Here is a 972-nt window from a genome sequence, read left to right on the forward strand (position 1 = left end):
GGTCGAGGACAGCTCGGTTCGCGTCCCGCGTTAGGGTCGTGCCATGCCGGATGGCTCTGTCGTGACGTCGCATCCCGTGGTCGAAGCCCTGCTGGCGCACTACCGCCTGCAGATTGGCGCGGACCTGGACGCCTATCGCAACCATGTCTACCGCGGCCTCAACTACCAGCGGCGACTGCTCGGGCGCGGCGAGGTCTCGAACGACCAGGCACTCGCCTGGGCAGTGCACGACCTGGGCATCTGGACCGCACACACTTTTGACTACCTGGCGCCCTCAGCGGAGCTGGCACGGCAGCACGCCGACGAGGCCGAGGTGGCAGACCTGCCGCGGGTCATCGAGATGGTGGAACTGCACCATAAACTGCGCCCCGTGTATGATCCGCTGGTCGAGACCTTTCGCCAGGCCGACCGGATGGACGTCGCGCGGGGCCATCTCCGCAGCGGTCTCGCACGCCGGGAGATCGACGAGATCACCGCGGCACTGCCGTACTACGGGTTCCATCGCTTCCTGCTGCGGGAGGCAATCCGGCGCATCACAAGGCACCCGCTCCATCCGCTGCCGATGCTCCGCTGGTAGTCCGTCCCATACACATGCAGAAGGGACGCGATCTCCGCGAGGTCCGTGTCGTTCTCCGCGGGAGTCCTGTCGACCTCCGCGGGCACCTTGGCGTGTGCCAGGCAGTCGAAGTTCGGGGGGTCGGCTGCGTTGTACCTGCCCTTGCCGCAAGCGTAGAGCATCTGCATGAACTGGTCGCATATGCGGAGAACTTGGCTGCTGCTCGTCGAGGTATCGGTGCGGCTCTGAGGCTGGCGCGGGACAGGCCGAGCAGGTCCCGGCGAAGGGCCGGTCGGCCCCTGGCAGCGGGCGGGGAATCGCGCCCACTCTGTCGGCAACTCCATTGATCTGCTGGGGGGTCGTCATGCCGTACCCGCACTCCGTCCAGCAAAGACTGCTCACCGTCTCGTCCATCT

The 972-nt window shown here is 66.6% G+C and carries 1 protein-coding gene; it reads left to right on the forward strand.

The window, feature by feature from the left end:
• Positions 1–43: 43 nt before the first annotated feature.
• Complete coding sequence (locus VXC91_RS46085; RefSeq protein WP_329513284.1) at positions 44–577, forward strand: hypothetical protein; 534 nt, start codon at positions 44–46, stop codon at positions 575–577.
• The last annotated feature ends 395 nt before the right edge of the window (positions 578–972 follow it).

Origin of the sequence: Streptomyces chiangmaiensis, assembly GCF_036281785.1 — a bacterium.
In the GTDB taxonomy this organism is placed as follows: Bacteria; Actinomycetota; Actinomycetes; order Streptomycetales; family Streptomycetaceae; genus Streptomyces; species Streptomyces chiangmaiensis.